This window comes from Pseudomonas sp. (genome assembly GCF_036387035.1).
Lineage (GTDB): Bacteria > Pseudomonadota > Gammaproteobacteria > Pseudomonadales > Pseudomonadaceae > Aquipseudomonas.
The window spans coordinates 1-17641 of the sequence record NZ_DASVUM010000161.1 but is presented as its reverse complement, the minus strand read 5'-3'; the positions used below and the strand labels follow the sequence as shown (position 1 = coordinate 17641).

Below are 17641 nucleotides of genomic sequence, written 5' to 3'. Positions count from 1 at the left end.
ACGGCCCCTGTAACTTCTCGTTTCTCTACGCGTCCGCCCGTTCGCACCAGGTGATCCATTGACCGAGCCGTTGTCCGCTCGCTTTTCCGCTACGCCTATTCGCCCCTCGGCTTGCCCGGGGTTGCTGCGTATCGTCCCGGCGCTGGATGGCGGTATCTGCCGGATCAAGCTGCCTGGCGGGCTGCTTTCAGTGGATCAAGCGCTGGCCGTGGCCAATGCCGCCGAGGCATTCGCCGGGGGCGTGATCGAGGCGACCAATCGGGGCAATCTACAGATTCGCGGCGTAGGCGCCGATCATGACGGTTTGATTGCCCGCCTGCTCGAGTCCGGTCTGGGGCCGAGCAACCCGGCCAGTGATGACGTGCGCAACCTGATGCTCAGCCCGACCGCCGGCGTCGATCCTCACCAGCGCCTCGACGTGCGTCCGCTGGCGGCGCGGATTCTGCACTCCCTTGAGCACCACCCGCGTTTCCATGAGCTGTCGCCCAAATTCGCGCTGTCACTGGACGGCGGTGAAGGCCTGGCGATGCTCGAACATCCCCATGACCTTTGGCTGTCCGCGTTGCAGGTCGACGGCCGGACGCTGCTCGGCTTTGGCCTGGCGGGTTGTCCTGCGAATGATTCGCCGCTGGCCGCCGTTGCGCCCGAAGCGGCGCACGCGCTGGTGGTCGCGGTGCTGGAAACCTTTCTGGACCTCGCTCGTCCCGATCAGGCGCGCATGCGCGATTTGCTGAAAGAAGTGCCAGTTTCCCGATTCATCGAACAGGTCGCGGCGCGCTTGCCGCAACCCCTGGTCATTGATCAAAAAGTAACCGCCTGGCGGCGTACGTCGACCCAGCCCTTTGCGCACCTCGGCACGTATCCCCAGGCCCAGGCCGGCGTGGTGGCGGTTGGCGCAGGCGTGCCGTTGGGGCGTCTGCGGCCGTCCATGTTGCGCAATGCTGCCCGGTTGGCGCGCGAACTCGGTGACGGGTATCTGTGCATGACGCCGTGGCAAAGCCTGACGCTGCGCAATGCCCTGGCGGATCAGTCGGCAGCCGTGATGGAGGGCTTGAGTCAGTCGGGCTTGTTGGTTGACGCCGCTCAGTCATTGTCGAAAGTGGTCGCCTGCACAGGCTCGGCTGCCTGTGCAAAAGGCCTGGCCGACACCAAAGCCGATGGGCTGCGTCTGGCGGCGTTGCTGCAGGCAAACGGTGTCAGCCGGGCCGTTCATCTATCAGGCTGCACACGTTCGTGCGCCGCTGCCCATGTGGCGCCGGTGACATTGCTGGCCGTCTCTGCCGGTCGTTACGATCTTTATTTTCGTCATGCTCAGGCGGCCGGATTCGGCGACCTGCATGCACGTGACCTCACTATTGAAGCAGTCGGCGCGTTGTTGACCGCCGACTCACGGAGCAACACCGATGATTGATTACATCCGCGACGGCCAGGAGATCTATCGCAACTCCTTCGCGATCATTCGTGCCGAAGCCCGGCTCGATGGCATCCCGGCCGACCTGGAAAAACTCGCCGTACGGGTGATTCATGCCTGCGGCATGGTCGATGCCGTTGAAGGACTGCGCTACTCGCCTGGCGCGGGTACCGCTGGCCGCCACGCGCTGGCGGCCGGTGCGCCGATCCTGTGTGACGCACACATGGTTGCCGAAGGAGTGACGCGCACGCGCCTGCCCGCCAACAATCAAGTGATCTGCACCTTGAAAAACGAACGTGTGCCGGAAATGGCGCGCGAGCTGGGCAACACCCGTTCCGCTGCCGCGCTGGAGCTGTGGCGGCCGCATCTGGAAGGGGCGGTGGTGGTGATCGGCAACGCGCCGACTGCGCTGTTCTATTTGCTGGAAATGCTCGATGCCGGCGCGCCGAAACCCGCCCTGATCCTGGGTTTCCCGGTGGGTTTCGTCGGCGCTGCCGAGTCCAAGGACATGCTCGCTGCTGACAGCCGCGGTGTGCCCTACGTGATCATGCAGGGCCGTCGCGGCGGCAGTGCCATGGCCGCGGCCGCGGTCAACTCACTCGCCACGGAGATCGAATGATGCCGCCGCGCGGTCGTCTGATTGGGCTGGGCGTGGGGCCGGGTGATCCGGAACTCATCACCGTCAAGGCACTGCGCCTTCTGCGCGAGTCGCCGGTGGTCGCTTACTTCGTCGCCAAAGGCAAGAAGGGCAACGCGTTTGGCATCATCGAAGGCCATTTGCAGCAGGCCCAGACGCTCATGCCGCTGGTATACCCCGTGACCACCGAGGCACTGCCGGCGCCGATGTCTTACGAGCGCGTAATCAGCGATTTCTATGACCGCTGCAGCGCTGATCTGGCTGCGCACCTGGACGCCGGGCGCGACGTGGCAGTGATCTGCGAAGGCGACCCGATGTTCTACGGGTCCTACATGTACCTGCACGATCGCCTGGCCGATCGCTACGAAGCCGAGGTCATTCCCGGCGTCTGCTCGATGCTCGGGGGCGCGTCGGTATTGGGCGCGCCGCTGGTGTACCGCAATCAGAGCCTGTCGGTGCTGTCCGGCGTATTGTCCGCCGAAGAGCTCAAACGCAAGCTTGAAGATGCCGACGCAGCGGTGATCATGAAGCTGGGCCGTAACCTGCCGAAAGTGCGTCAGGTCCTGGTCGAAACCGGGCTGGCGGAACGCGCGCTGTACGTAGAGCGCGCAACCATGGCCAATCAGAAGATCGTGCCGCTGGCCGAAGTTGATCCTGCGTCGTCGCCCTATTTCTCGCTGATCATTGTTCCCGGCGAACGGTGGCAGGGCTGATGAGCACAACCCCTCTCACCGCCCCGGCGATCGTCATTCTGGGCAACGGCGCGCTGGCAACGGCGCGACGTATTCAACAGCTGTACCCGCACGCACTGATTTACGGGCTGGCCGAACGTGTCGAGGGCGCTGACCGCAGCTATGCGGCGTTTGGCGCGACGCTGCGCCAGCTCTACCAACAAGACACGCCAATCATTGCGCTGTGCGCAGCCGGCATTGTTATCCGGACGCTGGCGCCTGTGTTGCTGGAAAAGGGCGTCGAACCGCCAGTGCTCGCCGTTGCCGAGGATGGCAGCGCGGTGGTGCCGCTGCTGGGCGGGTTGGGCGGCGTCAATGTCATGGCCCGGGAAATCGCCGCTGCGCTGAACACCGCAGCGGCCATCACCACCAGTGGCGAGTTGCGCTTTGGCACCTGCCTGCTCAATCCGCCCGCCGGTTACGCGTTGGGCGACCTGGAGCTGGGCAAGCGGTTTGTGAGCGATTTGCTGTCAGGCCAGAGCGTGCGCGTCGAGGGCGCGGCGCCGTGGCTGGCCCAGGCACAGTTGCCTGAAGATGCTCAGGCACAACTGGCCATTCACGTCGGTTACGCCGAACGCGCGCCCAGTGATCACGAGCTGCTGATCTACCCGCGCAACGTGCTGGTGGCGCTCAGCGGCGATCTGCCTGACCCCGCCGAGACGGTTAAAACCGCGCTGCACGATTCGCGCATCGCGGTGCAGGCGCTGGGGTGCTTGCTGGCCAGCAAAACCGAGATGGCCAATCCGGCGCTGCATGCGGCTGCCGAATCCCTAGGCGTTGCGCTGCGTTTCACCGCCGCCGGTACACCTGCGGAAATGACCCAGCAGGTATTGCCGCAACTGTTGCCGCCGCTAACCCCGGCGGTGGGCATCGCCATTGCTGTCGCGCCGCAGCCATTGGAGGTTCAGCAGATTGGCTGCGCACGGGGGCGGCTGGCGGTCATCGGCCTCGGTCCGGGCGCCACCGATTTCATGATCCCTGCCGTCAAGGCTGAACTCGCGCGCGCCAACGATGTGCTGGGCTACGAGACCTACGTGCGTATGGCCGGGCCGTTCCGTGCCGACCAAGTGCTGCACTGCACCGACAATCGCGAAGAAATGCAGCGTGCCCGGCACGCATTCGAGCTGGCCGCCGAAGGCCGCTCGGTGGTGGTGGTGTCCTCGGGTGACCCCGGCGTATTCGCCATGGCCGCTGCGGTGCTGGAAGCGTTGCATGAGTCAGACAATCCCGACTGGCACCGTGTGGACCTGCACATACTTCCGGGTGTATCGGCCTCGCTGGCAACCGCCGCACTGGCGGGTGCGCCGTTGGGCCACGACTTCTGCGTCATGTCCCTGTCGGACAATCTCAAGCCTTGGGAGATCATCGAGAAGCGTCTTGATCTTGCCTGTCAGGCTGACTTGGCGCTGGCGTTCTACAACCCGATCTCGCGGTCCCGTCCCTGGCAACTGGGCCGAGCCCTGGAAATCGTGCGTCAGCATCGCAGCCCTGAAACGCCGGTGACGCTTGGGCGGGATATCGGTCGTCCGGCGCAGGCGTTGCGCGTCATCACCCTGGGTGAGCTGACGCCGGAGCAAGTCGACATGCGCACCATGGTGTTGATCGGTTCGTCGCTGACCTGCGTATTCCCTCGTGCCGACGGCGAGCAATGGGTCTATACGCCGCGATGGTACGGCAGCAAGCCAGGGCAGTGAGGTGAAAGCAAAGGGAAGTTCGTGCCAGGAACTTCCCTTTGACGCGTAAGAAAAAACCATGCATGTCCGGTAAAAGACGACAGCACTTGTGTGAAGTCAGGAGAGTCTTCACTGGAACTGGCTTTCCAACTTCCCGATGTCGTGTAGGACCTTTGAAACAAGGGCGCGAATGCGCCGTCAATTAAAGACTTCAAAGTAACGCGGGTTCGTGCGGGTCTTCTTTTTGACTAAATCTGTCTGCCTGTAAGTTCAAGTTTCTTTGTGCCAAGCCTTTTAATTTGAGCTAGCGTTGTCTGTGTCCAAGACGGACCACTCACTTAAAAGGACTTGAGTATGAATAACGACACGTTTATGGCCCACATTTCGAACATCCCTCCACTGGAGTCGATTCGACCTGCTCCCTTGAGCGAACACCCGACATCGGACATGATCGTTCCAGCCAGTGCGGCGGTTGCAGGCCAGGGCATCATCGGTTTCGTTGAGGGAATCAGCCGACAGGCGCGTGAAGACGTTCTGGATACCTTCACTTACGCGACCCTGGCCGCCGACAAGCGACACGACGTGGTCAGCCAGAATGGCGCCTGGTACAAGGTGTTCCGTGAGGTCATGACCCGGGCGTTGCACTGGACGCCTCAGGATGTCGCGTACACCAGCTACTCCAGCCGCGAGCGGGTGCTGAGCATGGACAAGATCGGCCTGGATCTGCTCGCCTCATCCCTCGCCGCGGCCGGCGCCACTGCCGCAACCGGCGGAGCAGCATCGCCGCTGGTCCTGCAGGTGGCGGGTGATGCGGTAAAGGCACTGAAAGAAAATCCGGGTCCGCTTCGTCTGTTCGACGGTCGGACCAAAAAGCCTAATGGCGCGCGGTTTATGGTGGGCGGATGCCGGGAGAGCCAGGACGGAGTGATCGTTCTGGCCGTGGGCGCGGTAGAGATGAAGACCCGAATCACCACAGGTCATGTGCTGTTCGTCAACTGGAACTCGGTCTCGCTGGATCTTCAGCGAAGTGCCGACGTTTTTGTGTTTCACCAATCGCTGTACGCACTGCGCCGTGATCGCGTACGCGCGGCACTGTCGAGCTCGGCGGACGCTGCGTTTCTGGACTTCCCGATTTAAAGGTCAACAGGGCCGCGGTCTGGCTGCGGCCCCTCACAGGAGTGGCTTATATGAACCAGGATGTCTCAGGGATTTATATAAACGGAGCAGAGTTAGTCGTGTTTCTTGATGCGGCCGAGTCAACAGTTAAAGAGGATATATTGGCGTCAACGCTGTACGCGCAGTTGGCGGCCGATAAACAAATTGATAGGTTCACCGATTGCTCCAGCTGGCATGCCACGCTACTCAAGGCACTGGCGACTTTCGGCTGGTTGCGGCTTGAACTTAAGGGCAGTGAAGGCGACTGTCCTGAGTCAGACACGTTTACACCGGTCGATCTATTCAGTGCGTTGCTTCCGGAAGCGCTGGCGAGTTGGCGAGGAAAGAAGCTGGAGAACTTGCTGAACCTGCTGTTCTGCTCGCCGCTGAGCGATCGCGCTCTGGCACTTCGAGAACGAAGCCTATTGATAACCGATACATTGCCCACCGATTCAGCCGGCAGTGCGACGACGGTCTCGACCGCATTGATGCAAATCAGCTTCGTGCTGCCAACCGGCGAAAAAGTCTCGCTTTGCGTCGCCTTCAAAACGAATGAAACCCTCGCTGAGAACCCGTTTACGCAGTCATTTGCCAAGCTGGAACGCGTGGGCGAAATAACTTGCTTCAGGTTGATCGGCAAACTGGACGACCTCAGGTACGCCCTGTTCCGACACAAAATCAACGGGGCACTCAGTGAAAGGCGCGATGAGCTCTCGTTCGCCGTCCAGGGAGATGTGTCATGAACGCCCGAACCGGTGCCCTCGTCGGCAGCAACCTCGTTTCGCTGTATGAAGGCATCAACAGTCAGGACCGTGAAGACATCATGGAGTGCCTGCTGGGGGCCCATGTGTTTGCCAGCCGCCACTTTGATCAACGGCAGGATTATTCCAATTGGTTTTTTCGGTACCGCACACGCCTGCAGAGCCGTGGCTGCGTATTCGTAAGTCCTATCATTCATCAGCCGCAGGTGATCACCAGCGCGACGGAGCTGGATTCCACCACGTTTGGGGTTGTTCGAACGGCGGGTTCACGCACGCTCGCCGAGTTGACCCAGGCTGCCTGGAAAGGCATGAGGGCCAACGACTACGCCAACGAGTTCTTCAAGCGCGGCGATGCCGACGGGGTGATCGGCAATATCCAGGCTGTGCCTTGTACGCTGGAGGCCAACGGCGATATCAACATGCTGATCTGTGGCATCTCCCTGACCGGCACCGTCGATATCAAGGACTACGATTTCTGGACCGAGACGCGCCCGGAGATGCTGCTGCGAATCACCGGCGGGCTGTATCGCTTCGACCGCACGGCGTACGCACCGTATCGAGCGCAGATCCGCAGCGAGTTGGGTCGGGACTTCGAGCGTGCGATCCGGCAGTTCCCGATCTGAAGGTCATGCGCTCAAGGAACGAGATAGCCCTTGATGCCGGTAAAGATGATCTGCGCCGCCAGCGCACAAACAAATAACCCCATCAGGCGGCTGACGATCTGTAGCCCCTGATCGCCGAGAATGCGCTCGATGCTATGGGACAGATAAAGCACGATCCCGACCGTGAGACTGGCCAGCGCGATGCTGACGATGGCAGTGAGCTTGTCATCCCAGTGGGGCTGGCTGATGCCCATCACAAGCAGTGCGCCAATGGTGCCGGGGCCGACGGTAATGGGAATGGTCAGGGGCACAATCGCCACGTCCTGCTGGACGTTGTCGGTCTGCACGCCGGACTTGCCCTGAGCCATGGCCAGGGCAGAGATGAACAGTACGCTGCCGGCGCCGATCCTGAAGGCGTCGGCAGTGATGCCAAAGACGCCAAAAATCACGCGACCGAACAGGTACAGCAAGACGCTGGAAATCAGTGTCGCCAGGGCGATTTTCCACGCCAGATGGCGGCGTTCCTTGCGCGAATACCCGCGGCTCAGGGAGATGAAACAGGACAGGACGAAGAACGGGCTGTAGAGCACCAGCATCTTCAGGTAAACGCTGAATAGCACGTGGAGCATGGTTTGAGCTCATGGCAGCAGACTGGGACGGCGCCAAGTCTACCAGCCGTCACGGACACCTGGCGGTCAGTTTTGCTCGTAACGGTCCTCGCCGCGGGCGGCACGCGTCGCTTCGTCCCGGGCACGTTGCTCCACCCAATACTCCACCAGCTCGCGCAACTGCGACAGCTCAACCGGTTTGGACATGTGGCCGTCCATTCCGGACTGGCGCGCGCGATCCTTGTGCTCCGCCAGAATATGCGCCGTCAGCGCCACCACAGGGGTGCGGATGCGCTGGTTACCCGTTTCCCAGGCGCGGAACTGCTGCGTCGCCGAGAACCCGTCGAGGATGGGCATCTCGCAGTCCATCAGCACCAGGTCATAGCGCTGGGTCTTCATCGCCAGCAGCGCCTCTTCGCCATTGCTGGCGGTGTCAGGCTGCAGGTTGAGTTTGCCGAGCATGCCGCGAATGACCTTGGTAGAGATGCTGTTGTCTTCCGCAACAAGAATACGAAAGTCGCTGGGCACGTCGATGTCGCTGATCAGCCCGGGCAGTGCCGAGAACGGCGCATTGCCTTTATTGCGCTGGTTGAGCTCGTCGGCCAGCGTGGTCTTCAGCGTGTACCCGGCGACCGGTTTGGCGAGGATGCGTTTGACCCCGGCATTGCGTGCAATGACTTTGCTTGGCGCATTGCTGATGCCCGTGAGCATGATCAGCAGGATGTCGTGGTTAAGGCTGGGGTCTTCCTTGATCTTCGCCGCCAGTTGCATGCCGGTCATGCCGGGCATGTTCTGGTCGAGCAAGACAATATCGAAATAGTCGCGTAGGTGAGCCTTGGTGCGCAGCAGCGCCAGCGCCTCTTTGCCCGATGGCACGGCGCTCACATTGAGCCCCCATGCGCTGCACTGCTGGACGAGCACCTTGCGGCACGTGTCGTTGTCATCGACCACCAGCACCCGCGCACCCTTGAGCGGGCTGTCCAGATCAGCCGGCGGCTGCTCCAGTCGCTCGGCGTCAAGGGGCAGACTCAGCCAGAGCGTGCTGCCCTGGTTGGTGCCGCTCTGGATGCCGAACTCGCCATTCATCAACAGGATCAGCTGCCGGGCGATAACCAGCCCCAAGTGACCGCCCACCTTGCTGGCCGCCAGGAAGTTCTTGCTGTGCAGCTCCGCGTGCAGCAGCGCGTCTCGTTCATTGGGCGTCAGCGGCGTGCCGCTGTCCTGCACGGCAATGCGCAGGCGTGGTTTGCCGCCGCGGGAGTCGAGGGCGACGACCAACAGGATCTCGCCCTCGTCGGTCTTCTTTAAGGCGTTCTCCAGCAAGCTGAGCAGCGTCTGACGCAGGCGCGTCGGGTCCCCGCTGATGACGCGAGGCACCTGCGGCTGAATGAAGCTGATCAGCTCGACACTTTGCTGCTCTGCCTTGGCGCGGAAGATGCTCAGGCAGTCCTCGATCATCGCGTTGAGATCGAACTGCACATCGTCCAGCTCGATCTGCCCGGACTCCAGCTTGGTGATGTCGAGGATCTCGTTTATCAGCGTGAGCAGTTCATTGCCCGCGCTGTGAATGGTCTGTACGTAATCGCGCTGCTTGACCGATAGAGGCGTGCCCAGCAACAGCTCGGTCATCCCGAGTACTCCGTTCATGGGCGTGCGAATTTCGTGGCTTATTTTTGCCAGAAACTCAGCCTTGGCATTGATCTCTGCGGTGCTCGCCGCCAGCTCTCGGCTGATGCTGAAGTTGTCTTCGGTGATGCTGCGATGACGCTCGCTCAGGGCAATGCTCATCAATAGGCCGCACAGGCAAAACACCGCCAATACACCGATGATCAGCGTCTGCGCGGGAATGCTCGTCAGCCAGAGCATCGCCGGCAGCACCACCAGGTTGCCGAGATTGAAAACGATCATGGCGATCACGAACGGCCGGGCCGGGAAGTAACCCTTCTGCAGGTGAAAGATAGACACCAGGGTGATGCTGACTGTGGTCAGCGCGACCAGCAGGAACGTGAGGATATTCAGCGGCAGCGTGTCGACGAACAGCACCAGCAGCGCGCCAAAGCCGACCACCAGCAGCACACCCATCAGAATCCGGTTGAGCAGCTCGACCCCGCGCTGGATGAAGAAACAGTACGTGTACATCAGCCCCGTCGCCGCCGCGAGCAGCAGGGCGATGTGAGCACTGGGTGTTTGCGCCAGGTGCCAGCGCGGCAGCCACGGCGCCTGAAGATTGAGCAGCAACAGGGCGCTCAGCCCCAGAAACGCCTCACACGCGCCCAGCCACAAGCTGCTCACCGAACGGGACTGGGCGAAACGCGTGAGGTTTTGCACGATCAGCATGGCCAGCGAGCCGAAGAACAGGCCGAGCAACAACGGACGGCGTTCGTCGGCGGCACTGGTGACGGCAGACTGCAAGGTGATGTTAGGGCGCACTTCCTGCTCGGACTTGAGGCGCAAATACAGGTCGAGCGGCTTGTCGCTCTGAGGCACCGGCAGCAGGAAGTCGAGGGATGGCAGGGGTTGGGCTTCGCGGGGCACCTCGTTGCCGGAGCGCGAATGATCAACCAGCCTGTCCCCGTCGAGGACGTACATGTCGACTGTCGCCAGGTCTGGCGCGAAGATCCGCACCAGTTGTTCGTGGGTGGTCGGGGGCAGGCGATAGTGCAGCCATAGTGCGGCGTCGCGGCTGGTAGCGCGCACCTTGTCGAGTTCGACCGGGCTGAATTGAGATTCGTAGTGAGCGGAGCGGATATCGCTGAGGTTCAGGTTCGCCTGATCGTCGACAAGGGTAGACCAGCCAGCACTGACCTCGGCAGTAGCCGAGGATACACAGAGCAGGGTCAGCAATGTGGCGGTCAAACGAGTGGCAATCCTGAGCCAGCGCACGGCGAAATCCCTTCGTGAATAAAGCCTGTTAACTCTGGGGCACCGGGTGACCGATCAGCGACTCCCTACGGAGGCGCTGATCGGGCCGAGTCTTACGCCAGATCTTCGCCGCGTTCCCGGGCAATGGCGCGGTAGCCAATGTCCTTGCGGTAAAAACAACCTTTCCAGTCAATCTTTGCAGCCAACTCATACGCGTGTTTCTGGGCGTCTCCAACCGTGTCGCCCAGCGCCGTCGCGCACAGCACCCGGCCGCCGGAGGTCACGATACGGCCATCTTGCAACGCGGTGCCGGCATGGAACACTTTGCCCGGCAATGCAGCCGCAGCGTCCAGCCCGTGAATCTCGTCACCCTTGGCGTAGTCGGCAGGGTAACCGCCGGCGGCCAGTACGATCCCCAGACTTGGGCGCGGGTCCCATTGAGCATCCACCTTATCCAGCGTCTGCGCCAGAGCAGCTTCGACCAGCGACACCAGGCTCGACTGCAAACGCAGCATGACAGGCTGGGTTTCCGGATCGCCAAAGCGGCAGTTGAACTCGATGACTTTCGGGTTACCGGCCTTGTCGATCATCAGCCCAGCATAGAGGAAGCCGGTGTAAATGTTGCCCTCATCGGCCATGCCCCTGACGGTCGGCCATATGACCTGATCCATCACGCGCTGGTGGACTTCGGCGGTGACCACCGGGGCCGGGGAATACGCACCCATGCCGCCGGTGTTCGGGCCGCTGTCGCCGTCGCCGACGCGTTTGTGGTCCTGGCTCGTGGCCATCGGCAGCACATTCTTGCCGTCGACCATGACGATGAAGCTGGCTTCTTCGCCATCGAGGAATTCTTCGATCACCACGCGAGAACCCGCATCGCCGAAGGCATTGCCGGCCAGCATGTCACGCACGGCGTCTTCCGCTTCCGCGAGGGTCATCGCGACGATCACGCCTTTGCCTGCTGCCAGGCCGTCGGCCTTGATGACGATGGGTGCGCCTTTCTCTTGCAGGTAGGCCAGCGCCGGTTCGATCTCGGTGAAGTTCTGGTAGTCGGCAGTCGGGATCTTGTGGCGCGCCAGGAAATCCTTGGTAAAGGCTTTGGAGCCCTCAAGCTGTGCGGCGCCCTTGGTCGGGCCAAAGCAGTTCAGGCCACGGGCGCGGAACAGGTCGACGACGCCGGCCACCAGCGGCACTTCCGGACCGACGATCGTCAGTGCAACGTTCTTCTCGGCGAAGTCGGCCAGTTGCTCCAGCGCGAGCACGTCGATTGCCACGTTTTCACATTTAGCTTCGGTGGCAGTACCCGCATTGCCGGGGGCGACGAAGACTTTCTCGACACGAGCGTCCTGCGCGACCTTCCAGGCCAGAGCGTGTTCACGGCCACCGCTGCCGATGATCAAAACATTCATTTCCAAAACCTCTATATCGACGACACGTAAAAATCCGAAGGCAAACAGTGTGGGACGGCGAACGCAGACTGTGGGACCGGCTTTAGCCGGGAAGAGGGCAGTACATCCGACACATCTGTCGGGTTAACCGTGCAGCCTTCCCTGCTAAAGCCGGTCCCACAAAAGCCAATTGCGCAAACCGGTCCTGACGTATCAGTGACGGAAATGACGCATGCCGGTGAATACCATCGCGATACCCGCTTCGTCTGCTGCCGCAATCACTTCAGCATCGCGCATCGAGCCGCCGGGCTGGATCACGGCAGTGATGCCGACCTTGGCTGCGTTGTCGATGCCGTCGCGGAACGGGAAGAATGCGTCGGAGGCCATGACAGCGCCCTGAACCTGCAAGCCGGCGTGCTCAGCCTTGATCGCCGCGATGCGCGCGGAGTTCACGCGGCTCATCTGGCCTGCGCCGACACCGATGGTCTGGCGATTCCTGGCGTAGACGATGGCGTTGGATTTCACGTACTTGGCGACCTTCCAGGCGAAGATCAGGTCGTGGACTTCCTGCTCGGTTGGCACGCGTTGAGTGACGACTTTCAGGTCTTCGGCGCCGATCATGCCGATGTCCCGGCTCTGCACCAGCAGGCCACCGTTGACCCGCTTGTAGTCCCAGGCTGGCGCGCGCTCGGCGTCCCACTGGCCGCTGGTCAACAGGCGTACGTTGGCTTTGCTGGCAATGATGGCCTGGGCTTCGGCGCTGACGCTCGGGGCGATGATCACTTCAACGAACTGACGCTCGACGATGGCTTTGGCAGTCTCGGCATCCAGTTCACGGTTAAAGGCGATGATGCCGCCGAACGCCGATTCGCTGTCGGTTGCATAGGCCAGCTCGTAGGCCTGACGAATGCCGCCTTCGTCATCCGGACTTACCGCAACGCCGCACGGGTTGGCGTGCTTGACGATCACGCAGGCAGGCTTGACGAAGCTCTTGACGCATTCAAGCGCGGCGTCGGTATCGGCCACGTTGTTGTAGGACAGTTCTTTGCCTTGAAGCTGGGTCGCGGTGGCGATGCCCACTTCGGCCGGCTTGGCTTCGACGTAGAACGCGGCGCTCTGGTGCGGGTTCTCGCCGTAGCGCATTTCCTGCGCCTTGATGAACTGAGTGTTGAAGGTGCGCGGGAATTCGCTGCGGCCTTCGGTGCTCAGGGTGTCAGCGGACTGATCGACGCTGCCCAGGTAGTTGGCGATCATGCCGTCATAGGCAGCGGTGTGCTCGAAGGCCTTGAGCATCAGGTCGAAGCGCTGCGCGTAGGTCAGGCCGCCGGCCTTGAGGCTTTCCAGTACGTGTGCGTAGTCACTGGCGTTGACGACGATGGCGACGTCTTTATGGTTTTTGGCCGCAGAGCGAACCATGGTCGGGCCGCCGATATCGATGTTTTCGATGGCCGTTGGCAGGTCGCAGCCCGGCTTGGATACCGTTGCTTCGAACGGATAAAGGTTTACGGCGACCAGGTCGATCGGCTTGATACCGTGTTCGCTCATGATGGCGTCATCGATGCCGCGACGGCCCAGGATGCCGCCGTGAATTTTCGGGTGCAGTGTCTTGACCCGGCCATCCATCATTTCGGCGAAGCCTGTGTAGTCGGCCACTTCTACCGCGGCAACGCCGTTGTCCTTGAGCAGCTTGAACGTGCCGCCAGTGGAGAGGATCTCGACACCGAGGGCTTCGAGTTCACGCGCGAATTCAAGGATACCGGTCTTGTCGGATACGCTGATCAAGGCGCGGCGGATCGGCAGGCGGGTCGTCTGGTCGGTCATCTCAACTTCCATCAAAAGCAAAAGAATTTTGCAAAAAAAACGACCGCATTGAAGTGAGGTCGCTTGTTTTTCGGATGCTTACAGCAGGTCGTACTGCTTGAGTTTCTTGCGCAGGGTGCCGCGATTCAGTCCAAGCAGCTCGGAGGCCTTGGTCTGGTTGCCCTTCACGTAGTTCATCACGCACTCGAGCAACGGCGCCTCGACTTCCGAGAGCACCAGGTTGTAGACATCAGTGACGGCCGCACCTTCCAGATGAGCGAAGTAGTTGTGCAACGCCTTCTCGACGCTTCCGCGCAGGGTCTGACCCTCTTCGCTCGGCGTATTGAGGTGTTGTTTCAAATTGACGTTGTCGCTCACGGGTGTTGTTCCACTCACTAAAGTCTCAGTCATCATCGTCATGCGGCCACCTCTTCTTCGTTCCCGGCGGGGCGGGATTTATCGCGCTGGGAAAAGAACTCCCGAACGTTGGCGCACTGTGCTTCTGTATCGTCCAAACGGTTGAAAAGGGCGCGAAACTCCTTGGCCCCGGGCAACGTTGCGAGGTACCAGCCGACGTGTTTGCGGGCGATTCGCACGCCCATCACGTCGCCATAGAACGTGTGAAGCGCCGCCAGATGCTCTAGCAGAATGCGTTCCACTTCACCGACAGGCAGGCCCGGAAGTTTCTCCCCGGTCTGCAGGTAGTGTTCTATCTCGCGAAAAATCCATGGCCGCCCCTGGGCGGCCCTGCCAATCAACAGCCCGTCGGCACCGGTAGCGTCGAGGACGTAGCGGGCCTTTTCCGGTGAATCGATGTCGCCGTTGGCAAACACCGGGATGGACACCGCCTGCTTGATGGCGGCGATGGTGTCGTACTCGGCTTCACCGGTGTAGAGATCGGCTCGGGTGCGTCCATGCACCGCCAATGCCTGAATGCCGGCTTGTTCGGCGATTCGGGCGACCGTCAGGCCATTCTTGTTCGCCCGGTCCCAGCCGGTGCGAATCTTCAGCGTGACCGGTACCTCGACTGCCGCGACGACCGCGTGCAGGATTTCGGTCACTAACTGTTCATCTTTCAACAGGGCGGAGCCGGCGGCCTTGTTGCAGACCTTTTTAGCCGGGCAGCCCATGTTGATGTCGATGATCTGCGCGCCCAATTCGACGTTTGCGCGTGCTGCGTCCGCAAGCATCTGCGGGTCCCCGCCAGCGATCTGCACCGAGCGCGGCTCGGGATCGCCTTCGTGAATCATGCGCAACCGCGACTTGCGGCTGTTCCAGAGGCTCATGTTGCTTGTGACCATTTCCGAGACCACCAGGCCTGCGCCGAGCTGGCGACAGAGTTGTCGGAAGGGCTGATCAGTGACCCCCGCCATCGGGGCGAGAATCAAGCCGTTGTGCAATGTGTAAGGGCCGATGCGTACCGCCGACATAGGGTGACCTGTTGTGGGGCCGAATCACGAGGTCTGGTCCGAAAAGTGCTTCAGCGCCAATTCAGACGGGACCCAGAGTATGAAAAAGGGTGGGCATGATACCCGCTCTCGATGACTGGATAAAGGCTGAATTGGATAAAATCTGAACAGCTGCTTTCTTATGGCAAACGGTTAGGTTCAGGGGCGGATTGTCATCAAAGTGTCGTCGGATTTCGGGCGTCATGCCCCTCGGACGCTGCTGCATTTCGGTGCGGCCCATTGCGCTGTGCGTACCGCTTTTACTCCGGCGAACGGAAGCTCAGGCTGTAGTTCGCTGCCTTGGGGCCTGGGTCGAGGACGTCCAGTGCGATGTGTATCGGCGTCTGGGGTGGCATTTCATCCTTGCCTGCCAGCTCGCCGCTCAGGTACTCGCCCGGTTTGAATCGACGACTGGCGATCAACTGACCGCTCGCATCGGCAAAGCGTAGTTCGAGCAGCGGGAACGGCTGAGAAAAGGACGCGCGGTTATAGATGATCGCGTCTACGACCAGCGCGCCCTGAAATTCGGGGTGGCTGCGCACCACAAGGTTGCTGCTCTTGAGCAGTTTGATATCGACCTTGGAAGGGACCTTGCAGCCGAGGGTCGGGCACAGTTCCGTGAAGAGTGGGCGATACTGATCCTGCCGTGCGAGCTCTTCGAAATGGTAGGCAATGTACTGTCCGGCCAGGGCGCCCAGCGCAATCAGGATCAACAGCATCCAGAGCAGACGCAGACCCCAACGCGGCTTGGGTTTTTGCCAGGCCAGCTGCAGCGGATCATCCGTCAGGTCGACCAGCGCCCTGTCACGCAAGCCCGGTTCGCTGCGACCACGTCTGCCGTCGGTAAAGGCGGGCGGGGCATCGTCTTCATCCTCGTGATGGGCGCCGGAGCGAGGATGCTCGTCATGCGAGTCCAGAGCGGAGAAGTGTTCTGACGAGGGCTGATCGTCGGGCACGACTTGAGGTTTGAGCGAGTGAGGGTGAGCGGGCTCGTCGTCCAGATCGTCCGGGGTCAGCGAGAATGACGGCTCGGTGCGATGGCGGTCGTGCTCGTTGATCGGCTCGTCCAGTGGGTCTTCATCGTTTGCGTGTTCAGCCTCCACCAGTTCGGCGCGCAATTCGGGCAACCGCTCGACGTCATCGTGACTCATGCCGTGGGGCCAAGACTCCTGCTCTACGTCTGGCTCGTCACGCCTGGCGCTGAAGGATTCCACCTCGTCGTGATCGCGCGCCTTGCTGACGCGGCCGAATGACTCGGGCAGTTGAATCTCGCGCTGTTCAAGGCGGGCGAGTTCCACGTCGAGGTCATCCAGGTCCAGGCCGTCCAGATCGACGTTACGCTCTTCACGCTTGACCGGCAGCGGTGCTGGCTGGGTCACGACGAGTGACTGCGGCGCGAGGATCTCCGGCGGTTTTTCAACGCTTTCGGGGTCTGTTCCAGATGTCTGCTGCGATTGCGGGGTTGTCCCGGCGCGTTGTTCCAACAGCTGTTTCGCGGCGTTGAACACCTGCAGGCATGAGCCACAGCGCACCATGCCTCGGGCCACGCTCAACTGAGCGTGACTGACGCGGAAACTGGTCTGGCAATGCGGGCACTGAGTGACGAAGCTGTCGGTCATGCGGGTATCCGGGTTAAAGAGCGCCTGATGAAGGGATCTTAGGGCAATGGGCTGTCAGCGGCGACGACCGGTGATCCGTACCCAGCCCTCGCGGTTGGCGATCGGGTCCAGTTCGAAGGTTTCGGCGTAGGCGGCGGCGACTTCATCGCCTTGCTCGGCAAGAATCCCGGACAACGCCAGCCGGCCACCGGGTTTGACGAGGCTCGCCAACTGCGGCGCCAGAGACACCAGCGGGCCTGCCAGGATGTTGGCTACCAGCACATCTGTCGGCACCTGGGGCAGGTTTTCAGGTAAATACAGCGGGAATTTCTCGGCCGGGACGTTGTTGCGACCGGCGTTGTCACGCGAGGCTTCCAGCGCCTGGACATCGATGTCTGTACCGACGGCCAGTTCGGCGCCCAGCAGCAGCGCGGCGATGGCGAGGATGCCGGAGCCGCAACCGAAGTCCAGCACGTTGCAGCCGTTCAGGTCCTGCCCGTCGAGCCATTCGAGGCACAGCGCGGTGGTCGGGTGCGTGCCCGTTCCGAACGCCAGCCCCGGGTCGAGCAACAGGTTGACTGCTTCAGGCTCCGGCGCGGCATGCCAGCTCGGCACAATCCATAGCCGCTGGCCAAAGCGCATCGGATTGAAATTGTCCATCCAGCTGCGCTCCCAGTCCTGATCCTCGATCACTTCATGGGTGTGTTCCGGCAGGTCGGCGTCGGTGAGCAGTCGCAAGTGAGCCAGCACTTGATCGGCGTCGGTATCGGCTTCGAACAGGGCCAGCAGGTGCGTGTGCGACCACAGCGGCGTGGTGTTCAGCTCTGGCTCGAAGATCGGCTGGTCTTCAGCGTCCATGAACGTCACCGATACGGCGCCGACTTCGAGCAGGGCGTCTTCGTAGGTTTCGGCTTGTTCTGGGCTAATGGCGAGACGGACTTGCAGCCAAGGCATGGCGGTGGACCTT

15 protein-coding genes are annotated in these 17641 nt (G+C 61.5%); 7 read left to right on the top strand and 8 right to left on the bottom strand.

All coding sequences use genetic code 11. The features are described from left to right. The first annotated feature begins 58 nt into the window (after positions 1–58). The 7 genes from cobG to VF672_RS15310 all read left to right on the top strand — a co-directional run bounded on the left by cobG (position 59) and on the right by VF672_RS15310 (position 6991). Positions 59–1411, top strand: a complete 1353-nt coding sequence (gene cobG / locus VF672_RS15340; RefSeq protein WP_331105420.1) for a precorrin-3B synthase — start codon at positions 59–61, stop codon at positions 1409–1411. Next, positions 1404–2030: a precorrin-8X methylmutase gene (locus VF672_RS15335; RefSeq protein WP_331105419.1), complete on the top strand. Its 627-nt coding sequence runs from the start codon at positions 1404–1406 to the stop codon at positions 2028–2030. The genes cobG and VF672_RS15335 overlap by 8 nt, the downstream gene beginning before the upstream one ends. Next, entirely contained in the window at positions 2030–2761 is a 732-nt protein-coding gene (locus VF672_RS15330) for a precorrin-2 C(20)-methyltransferase (protein ID WP_331105429.1), read from the top strand. The genes VF672_RS15335 and VF672_RS15330 overlap by 1 nt, the downstream gene beginning before the upstream one ends. After that, complete coding sequence (gene cobJ, locus VF672_RS15325) at positions 2761–4473, top strand: precorrin-3B C(17)-methyltransferase (RefSeq protein WP_331105418.1); 1713 nt, start codon at positions 2761–2763, stop codon at positions 4471–4473. The genes VF672_RS15330 and cobJ overlap by 1 nt, the downstream gene beginning before the upstream one ends. Before the next feature lie 333 nt (positions 4474–4806). Next, complete coding sequence (locus VF672_RS15320; RefSeq protein WP_331105417.1) at positions 4807–5589, top strand: hypothetical protein; 783 nt, start codon at positions 4807–4809, stop codon at positions 5587–5589. A gap of 50 nt (positions 5590–5639) precedes the next feature. After that, positions 5640–6350 (top strand): hypothetical protein, encoded by a 711-nt coding sequence (locus tag VF672_RS15315; RefSeq protein WP_331105416.1) that lies wholly within the window; start codon positions 5640–5642, stop codon positions 6348–6350. After that, positions 6347–6991, top strand: a complete 645-nt coding sequence (locus tag VF672_RS15310) for a hypothetical protein (protein WP_331105415.1) — start codon at positions 6347–6349, stop codon at positions 6989–6991. Before VF672_RS15315 ends, VF672_RS15310 begins: the two co-directional genes overlap by 4 nt. 11 nt (positions 6992–7002) lie before the next feature. Here VF672_RS15310 and VF672_RS15305 read toward each other — a convergent pair whose 3' ends face one another. The 8 genes from VF672_RS15305 to prmA all read right to left on the bottom strand — a co-directional run bounded on the left by VF672_RS15305 (position 7003) and on the right by prmA (position 17628). Further along, positions 7003–7599, bottom strand: a complete 597-nt coding sequence (locus tag VF672_RS15305; RefSeq protein ID WP_331105414.1) for a MarC family protein — start codon at positions 7597–7599, stop codon at positions 7003–7005. A gap of 66 nt (positions 7600–7665) precedes the next feature. Next, complete coding sequence (locus VF672_RS15300; RefSeq protein ID WP_331105413.1) at positions 7666–10461, bottom strand: hybrid sensor histidine kinase/response regulator; 2796 nt, start codon at positions 10459–10461, stop codon at positions 7666–7668. A gap of 92 nt (positions 10462–10553) precedes the next feature. Next, positions 10554–11849, bottom strand: coding sequence for a phosphoribosylamine--glycine ligase (purD, locus tag VF672_RS15295; RefSeq protein ID WP_331105412.1), 1296 nt, complete (start codon positions 11847–11849; stop codon positions 10554–10556). A gap of 192 nt (positions 11850–12041) precedes the next feature. Further along, positions 12042–13649, bottom strand: coding sequence for a bifunctional phosphoribosylaminoimidazolecarboxamide formyltransferase/IMP cyclohydrolase (gene purH, locus VF672_RS15290; RefSeq protein WP_331105411.1), 1608 nt, complete (start codon positions 13647–13649; stop codon positions 12042–12044). Positions 13650–13727: 78 nt separating this feature from the next. Then, positions 13728–14048, bottom strand: a complete 321-nt coding sequence (gene fis, locus VF672_RS15285; RefSeq protein ID WP_007907419.1) for a DNA-binding transcriptional regulator Fis — start codon at positions 14046–14048, stop codon at positions 13728–13730. Then, positions 14045–15058: a tRNA dihydrouridine synthase DusB gene (gene dusB, locus VF672_RS15280; RefSeq protein WP_331105410.1), complete on the bottom strand. Its 1014-nt coding sequence runs from the start codon at positions 15056–15058 to the stop codon at positions 14045–14047. The genes fis and dusB overlap by 4 nt, the downstream gene beginning before the upstream one ends. Positions 15059–15336: 278 nt before the next feature. Then, positions 15337–16695 carry a DUF3426 domain-containing protein gene (locus tag VF672_RS15275; protein ID WP_331105409.1) on the bottom strand — a complete coding sequence of 453 codons (1359 nt, stop codon included), beginning with the start codon at positions 16693–16695 and terminating at the stop codon, positions 15337–15339. A gap of 54 nt (positions 16696–16749) precedes the next feature. Beyond that, positions 16750–17628, bottom strand: a complete 879-nt coding sequence (gene prmA, locus VF672_RS15270; RefSeq protein ID WP_331105428.1) for a 50S ribosomal protein L11 methyltransferase — start codon at positions 17626–17628, stop codon at positions 16750–16752. Positions 17629–17641: the final 13 nt, after the last annotated feature.

Excerpts from the sequence above, each read along its gene's own strand:
- VF672_RS15330 (WP_331105429.1), top strand. The coding sequence starts at position 2,030 with ATGCCGCCGCGCGGTCGTCTGATTGGGCTGGGCGTGGGGCCGGGTGAT.
- purH (WP_331105411.1), bottom strand. The coding sequence starts at position 13,649 with ATGACCGACCAGACGACCCGCCTGCCGATCCGCCGCGCCTTGATCAGC.
- VF672_RS15335 (WP_331105419.1), top strand. The coding sequence starts at position 1,404 with ATGATTGATTACATCCGCGACGGCCAGGAGATCTATCGCAACTCCTTC.
- prmA (WP_331105428.1), bottom strand. The coding sequence starts at position 17,628 with ATGCCTTGGCTGCAAGTCCGTCTCGCCATTAGCCCAGAACAAGCCGAA.
- VF672_RS15305 (WP_331105414.1), bottom strand. The coding sequence starts at position 7,599 with ATGCTCCACGTGCTATTCAGCGTTTACCTGAAGATGCTGGTGCTCTAC.
- dusB (WP_331105410.1), bottom strand. The coding sequence starts at position 15,058 with ATGTCGGCGGTACGCATCGGCCCTTACACATTGCACAACGGCTTGATT.
- cobJ (WP_331105418.1), top strand. The coding sequence starts at position 2,761 with ATGAGCACAACCCCTCTCACCGCCCCGGCGATCGTCATTCTGGGCAAC.
- VF672_RS15310 (WP_331105415.1), top strand. The coding sequence starts at position 6,347 with ATGAACGCCCGAACCGGTGCCCTCGTCGGCAGCAACCTCGTTTCGCTG.
- fis (WP_007907419.1), bottom strand. The coding sequence starts at position 14,048 with ATGACGATGATGACTGAGACTTTAGTGAGTGGAACAACACCCGTGAGC.
- VF672_RS15315 (WP_331105416.1), top strand. The coding sequence starts at position 5,640 with ATGAACCAGGATGTCTCAGGGATTTATATAAACGGAGCAGAGTTAGTC.
- VF672_RS15320 (WP_331105417.1), top strand. The coding sequence starts at position 4,807 with ATGAATAACGACACGTTTATGGCCCACATTTCGAACATCCCTCCACTG.
- purD (WP_331105412.1), bottom strand. The coding sequence starts at position 11,849 with ATGAATGTTTTGATCATCGGCAGCGGTGGCCGTGAACACGCTCTGGCC.
- VF672_RS15275 (WP_331105409.1), bottom strand. The coding sequence starts at position 16,695 with ATGACCGACAGCTTCGTCACTCAGTGCCCGCATTGCCAGACCAGTTTC.